General features: G+C 31.4%; 6 protein-coding genes. 2 read left to right on the top strand and 4 right to left on the bottom strand.

Annotated features, from left to right (window positions below):
- Nucleotides 1-94 precede the first annotated feature (94 nt).
- Nucleotides 95-379 (top strand): DUF4314 domain-containing protein, encoded by a 285-nt coding sequence (locus tag ACTHW2_RS09830; protein ID WP_442263750.1) that lies wholly within the window; start codon nucleotides 95-97, stop codon nucleotides 377-379.
- Nucleotides 376-1230: a hypothetical protein gene (locus ACTHW2_RS09825; protein ID WP_442263749.1), complete on the top strand. Its 855-nt coding sequence runs from the start codon at nucleotides 376-378 to the stop codon at nucleotides 1228-1230. Before ACTHW2_RS09830 ends, ACTHW2_RS09825 begins: the two co-directional genes overlap by 4 nt.
- Before the next feature lie 468 nt (nucleotides 1231-1698).
- On the opposite strand, the gene ACTHW2_RS09820 is transcribed toward ACTHW2_RS09825, so the two are convergent.
- From ACTHW2_RS09820 to ACTHW2_RS09805, 4 genes are read right to left on the bottom strand one after another with little or no spacing between them, the layout of a single operon-like run.
- Complete coding sequence (locus ACTHW2_RS09820; protein ID WP_442263748.1) at nucleotides 1699-2715, bottom strand: ABC transporter ATP-binding protein; 1017 nt, start codon at nucleotides 2713-2715, stop codon at nucleotides 1699-1701.
- Entirely contained in the window at nucleotides 2716-3528 is an 813-nt protein-coding gene (locus tag ACTHW2_RS09815; RefSeq protein WP_442263747.1) for an ABC transporter permease, read from the bottom strand.
- The gene (locus ACTHW2_RS09810; protein ID WP_442263746.1) at nucleotides 3515-4387 is read right to left on the bottom strand and encodes an ABC transporter permease; all 873 of its coding nucleotides are present in this window, start codon (nucleotides 4385-4387) and stop codon (nucleotides 3515-3517) included. The genes ACTHW2_RS09815 and ACTHW2_RS09810 overlap by 14 nt, the downstream gene beginning before the upstream one ends.
- Before the next feature lie 30 nt (nucleotides 4388-4417).
- Nucleotides 4418-5653, bottom strand: coding sequence for an ABC transporter substrate-binding protein (locus ACTHW2_RS09805; RefSeq protein WP_442263745.1), 1236 nt, complete (start codon nucleotides 5651-5653; stop codon nucleotides 4418-4420).
- Nucleotides 5654-6148 lie beyond the last annotated feature (495 nt).

Raw genomic sequence — 6148 nt, 5'->3', positions numbered from 1 at the left:
ATTTATGTTAGTTTTTGGAACTATAGGGATTGGTTTATAAAATCAGCAGAAGAAATGGGAATAAATCAGGAACAAATAATGGGAGGGATGAACCTTGAACAATAGAAGGCAGGTGGGAAGAATAAAAGAAAGATATCCTATAGGTACAAGAATAGAGTTACTTTCTACTATGGATGATATCCAAGGTGTGGAAAGGGGAACTAAAGGAACAGTAGTGGGAGTAGATGATATGGGAACTATCCATATGAAGTGGGATAATGGGAGGGGTCTTGGTCTAATACCTGGAGAGGATAATTTTACAGTCCTATCTAGACCAGAAGAAAAGATCCAAGACCAAGAAAGAGCTAAAGATCAGGGTATGGGAGGGATGAGTCTATGAAGAGGCTAGATAATTTGGTTAATAGCCTTGAAAAGAATAAGGATGAGTTAGAATTCCTAGAAGAGAGACTGGGTCAAATGTCTGTAAGGGAAAGATATATTCTAGAAGGAGCCCTGGAACTAAATGAGATAGGGACTGCAGCTGATTTAATTAATCTTACAGAACAACTATATAGATTTGAGTACTTTCATAAGGCCATAGATGAAAAGTCTTTGGGTGAGTATGTGGCTAGGTATAGGGAAAATGCAAGTGATGAAGTCCTAAAGTTTATCAAGACAGAAAAATTAGGCAGAGACTATCACGAGGATTTCCAAGGGGTTTTTACAGACAAGGGCTATGTAATCCAAAGAGGCATTATTAGACAAATCTATGATGGGACAAATATAAATGAATTGTCCCAGGGAGACTGGGCAATTAAATTAAAGCTATCCAGCAAAGATAAACCTGAAGGGGCCTGGGTAAACCTGCCTGACTATGAAATATCCAGTGGGGAGCCTGATGAATTAGCCTTGACCCTAGAATCCTTGGATCTAGAAGATATAAATGAAGCTAAATTAGAAGATGCCAAATGTATACTTCCTAACATTCAATATCTAAAGGAACAGTATGAAAGTTTAGAAGGCTTAGTCCAAGCTGGAAATAACTTAGGTTATTTCCTGGATGAACCTCATGAAGATAGGGACTTTTTTATGGAACACTTCCAATCAGCCATGGAATTAGAAGAGTGTATTAGGCTGGACTATGCCATAGATATTTCCCAAAACCTTGACTGCTATGATTATCTTCCAAATACTGGTGAAGTTATTTATACAAGGGTTGGTGACCTTCCTAATGATAAAGCGGCAAAATAGAGTCAACTATACTTGTATAACTTTATTTGCCATCTTGGAAGTTGCTGTAATAATAGGAGCTTTTGCAACTCATTATTTTACAAAGACTCGTATGGGAATGTTGCGACATATAATATATCTCAATAGCAACTGGGAGAATGCCTTACCCATTCCAATGATAAGACTGATTTCAATATGCTCTATTATTGCCCTTGCAATTATAGTATGTGTAATTTATCTCAAGAGAAATGATAATTCTCTAAGTTCTACTATGTCAATGCTTTTGGCTACTGGCATAAGTGTATGGACAGTATATTTTTTACTTGTCTATGATACAGAAAGTAATCGTGCATATTATATTTTAAGTGTTTGCTTAATATTAATAACATTGTTTCAAAATATTATAAATCAATGTATTTATTCCATCAAGTCAGAATAATAGCTAAGGATCTATATATAATAAGGTGCAGAAAGATAAAGATAAGCTTATTAATTTTCTATAAAAATAAGCTTATCTTTATCTAATTTTATATTTACCCTATGACCTATTTCAATATCTTCAGATTCGCAAATACTACTTTCTAATTTCAAGTTCCTACTAGTATGACTTAGCTTAATTGAATAATTATTACCTTGATAGACCTTATTTGATACTATAAAGTCACCATTATCATCTTTATTTAATTTTATTGCAAGGGGTCTGATGAGGCACTTATACTTTCCATCTGTTTTCTCAATATTAAAGTTAAATAAATCACTAATAAATTTATTATTTATTATTTCCCCCTCAATATATACTCCAGTTGAAAAGTAATCTGCAACTAAGGTGTTTATTGGATTTTTAAATATTTTTTCAGGTGTATCACATTGCTCTATATGGCCATTATGCATAAATGCAATTCTATCAGACATAGTAAGGGCTTCTTTTTGGTCATGAGTCACAAGTATTGTGGTCATCTTATACTCCTTTTGCAAGTCTAAGACTAATTCTCTCATTATTTCCCTTAAATTAATATCCAAACTAGAGAAGGGTTCATCTAAAAGTAGTACTGTTGGTTTTGCCGCAAGTGCTCGAGCCAGAGCAACCCGTTGCATCTGACCTCCAGACATATTATTAACATGCTTATCTTCAAAACCCTGTAATTCAACTTTTTCAAGCAATTTTATTGCTTCTTTTTTACAATCATTTTTATTAATACCAATCATTTTAAGAGGAAAGCTTATATTTTCTGCAACTGTCAGATGTGGAAACAATCTAAAATCTTGAAAAACAATAACAGTTTTTCTTTTATAGGGAGGAATCCTATCTGCCAAATTGCCACCTAAAAAGATAGAGCCTTCATCTTGATTAATTATACCTGCTATTGTTTTTAATAGAGTAGTTTTCCCACATCCAGAAGCACCTAAGAGTGAGATAAATTCTCCATCTTCAACTTTTAAATCTATAGATTTAAGTATCTTTTTATTAGATAATATAATAGAGATATTTTTAAGTTCTAATTCCAATTATATTCCTCCTTCCTTATTTTGATAAGGTGATTTCTTTATAAGTCTATCTACTAGTGCAAAAATTAAAAGTGTAGATATTACAAATAATAGAGCATAGGCAGAGCTTAGTGAACGATCTCCCTTGGCTATAAATGGTATCATAAGTAGACTAATTGTTTTTACTTTTCCCCCACCAATTAATAAGGTTAGGAAATACTGGCTAAAGGAACTGATATAAGCCATGCTAATACTTGCTATAATCCCTGGTCTAAGGAGGGGTAGTGTAATAAATATAAATGATTTAAAGGGAGAAGCACCCAAAACATAAGCTTGCAATTCCAAATTTATTCCTATAGATTCTATTAAATCCCTCATTATGCTTATAGAATAAGGGAGAGTATAAACTAAATGAACTATTATAACTCCTAAGATAGTGTCAGCTAGTGACATTCGTATAAATACAACATGTATACCCATTGCGAATACAGATCCAGGAACTAGGATTGGTAGAATACTTAAGAAGTATATTAATTTCTTTCCAACAAAATCATAATAAGTCAATGCTCTTGCAGTCATTATGGCTATGATAGTTGATAAAACAGCCACAGACAAGGATAATAAGATGCTTGATATTAGGGTTTGAAGTAGCTTTGCATGAGGCGCAAATACCTCCTTAATAGCTCTAAGGGAATAGGTTTCTGGTAATAAGTTAGGCCAAGGCCATCTACTTGTAAAAGTCCAGAGTATTAGTATCACCACTGGTGCTAATATTGTAAATAAAACAAGATATAAGAAAAACTTTAATAATTTATTTGAACTAATATCTTTCATGAGCATCACCTTTGTCTTTTTTCTTCTTAGTCACTAAATAATATATTCCTGCCATGGTCCAGCTTATTAATAATATTAATCCATTCATTGCCATGGCATAAGGCCTGTGAAGTAAATCAGGATGTAAAAATTCAATATATGATTGTACAGGTAATGCATTTGGTATAGTTGCGCCCAACAGAAATGGCAGATCATAAGCTCCAAAAGAAAATGTTAAGATAATTAAGAAGGATTTTCTTATGGCAGGCATACTTAGGGGTAAAGTAATATAAAAGAATGATTTTAATTTTGAAGCTCCTAAGTTTTCTGAGGCTTCCCCCAAGGTCTTATTTATATTAGACATTAAAGATAAACTAAAGTATGCAACAAAAGGCACTTGTTTCCAAATAAAACCTAAGATAATACCAAAGCTATGTTTTGTATATAGTAATAATGGGAAATCTCCCTGTGAATTTATAAATCCTAAATTATATAAGATTCTAGCCAGCAAGCCATTTTGAGATAATATACTTATTGAAAATAATGCTACGATAGTATGAGGAATTAGTATTGCTAGTTTAATGATTTGAATTACCCTTCCCTCTGTATGTCCAGTATAAATTAAGGAGGCTGTGAGTATGATACCTAAAATAACTGATAATAATGAGGACACAATAGATATTTTCAAACTTAGCTTCAAAGAATCTAATAACGTAGGGTTACTGAATAATTCGATATAATAATCTAAAGTTATATTTGTAAGGTTGAAAGCTGGAATATACCCCAAGCTTTGAAGTAAACCATTAATAACCCCATATATAAAAAGAATACCCAAAAATACTAGGGGTATTAGAAGTATATAGGGTGTTTTTTTATTCATAATTTTCCACTCCTGATTCTTTGAAAATTTTCATTTACCAACTACTTCCTCTAACCAAATTTCCTCTATTATAGGAATTATATTAGCTGGCATCTCTGGTAAACGTTTATTAAAAAGTTCATCTTGTGTTAAAACACCTTCTCCTAGATTAATATTTTTAAATCTATTTATTTCTTCAGTAGTTAATTTATCATAAGAAATTACTGATAGGGATTTTAACTCTTCAAGTTGAGTAGCTTGTACCTCTGCAGAAAGAATTTCATTGATAGCTACCATTGCAGCAGCTTTATTAGATGAGTTATTAGCTATAGCTATATAGTTAGTATTTCCAACTGTTCCTTTTTCAAATATAAAGGTTTGTACAGTAGGGTTGTATATACCTTTTTCAATACCTAGAGCAGCAGTAAATGGCATATAATTCATAGTCATAACCAATTCACCATCTTCAAACATATTATTAACCTCTCCTGAAGTAGAAGGGAAGGTCTTTCCTTGATTCCACAAGTACTTATTTAATTCTCTTAAATAATCTAAAGCAGGTTCTATTGCTTTCTTAACAACTTCTTTATCGGGCTCTAAATTTAAGAATTGTTCATGTCCTACTATATCATAAATTAATGTTCTAATAAAAGCACTTCCTATAAAATCATTTGATGCAGGATAAGTCACTTTTCCCTTATATTTTTTAGAATAATCCATAAGTTCTCTAGCATTATTTGGAGTTTCTTTAGTAAGGGAACTATCATTAATAAATACCATTTGTGCCTTACTATATGGAGCTTCATAACCTTCTATAGGGAATGCAAAATCATATTTATTTTCTGGATCCTCATCATCTATGTATTTTTTAAAATTAGGTAATTCTTCTGAAAAAGGGCCAAACAACAAACCATTTTCTTTAGCAGAATAGAAATTCTCTCCATTTATCCATATCATATCAATAGTCCCTTTCCTTAAGCCAGCTTGCTTTTCTCCTGCTAATTTAGATAATATATTGTCGATATCCATTCCAACAACTTCTAAAGTAATATCATATTTTTCTTTTAAGATTGGAGCAACGGTTAAGGCTAACCATTTATTTCTATCTTCATCCCCACCCCAACCATAAAAACTAACAGTAGAACCTTTAGCTTCCTCTAGAATACTATCAAAATCTTGATTTGGATCAAATTCTTCTGATATTAATTCTTTTTCTCCACTACAGGCTGTAATTAGAAATAAGAATAGCATAATCAATAATAATGCTGATAGTTTTTTAAAATTCAATTTTTATTTTCCTCCTTTTGCTAAGATATATAATTTCAATATTATCTCGTTTAGTTATAATAAAACTTTTACTAACTTATTTTAACACAATCTTAATTATATCATTATATGAGTTCAAATAGAAATAAAAAAAATTTATATGTAAAGAAAGGCTATTAAATAAACTAATAGAATAGTTTTGAATAACAAATAAGAAAAGGTGGCCTTTCCAGTCTTCATAATTTTAAAATCATCCATTTTAGTAAAGTTAAATTTAATAGTGTTAAATGAGTCAACTATTAGAGTTGATACAAGTCCAGGCCTTCAAGCTCAAGTAGATTGGAAAGAAAGCATTAAGTGATATAGGCAATTTTTATAGTATGGATAAATTAATCTTATGGTCAGTCATTATTAGTTTGCTAATATTTATTTTATATCCTATTGTAATGGTTATTTCTGCTAGATGGATTGTCAACCTTTTTCAGCACACTTTTTTCTCGGACATTAATATTCCAT

It is taken from the genome of Tissierella sp. (assembly GCF_052089545.1).
GTDB lineage: Bacteria > Bacillota > Clostridia > Tissierellales > Tissierellaceae > Tissierella_A.
The sequence above is the reverse complement of the archived record's forward strand: the minus strand, read 5'-3'. Positions and strand labels throughout refer to the sequence as shown.

Coding starts and splice junctions, on each gene's coding strand:
- ACTHW2_RS09810 (WP_442263746.1), bottom strand. CDS start 4,387: ATGAATAAAAAAACACCCTATATACTTCTAATACCCCTAGTATTTTTG.
- ACTHW2_RS09825 (WP_442263749.1), top strand. CDS start 376: ATGAAGAGGCTAGATAATTTGGTTAATAGCCTTGAAAAGAATAAGGAT.
- ACTHW2_RS09815 (WP_442263747.1), bottom strand. CDS start 3,528: ATGAAAGATATTAGTTCAAATAAATTATTAAAGTTTTTCTTATATCTT.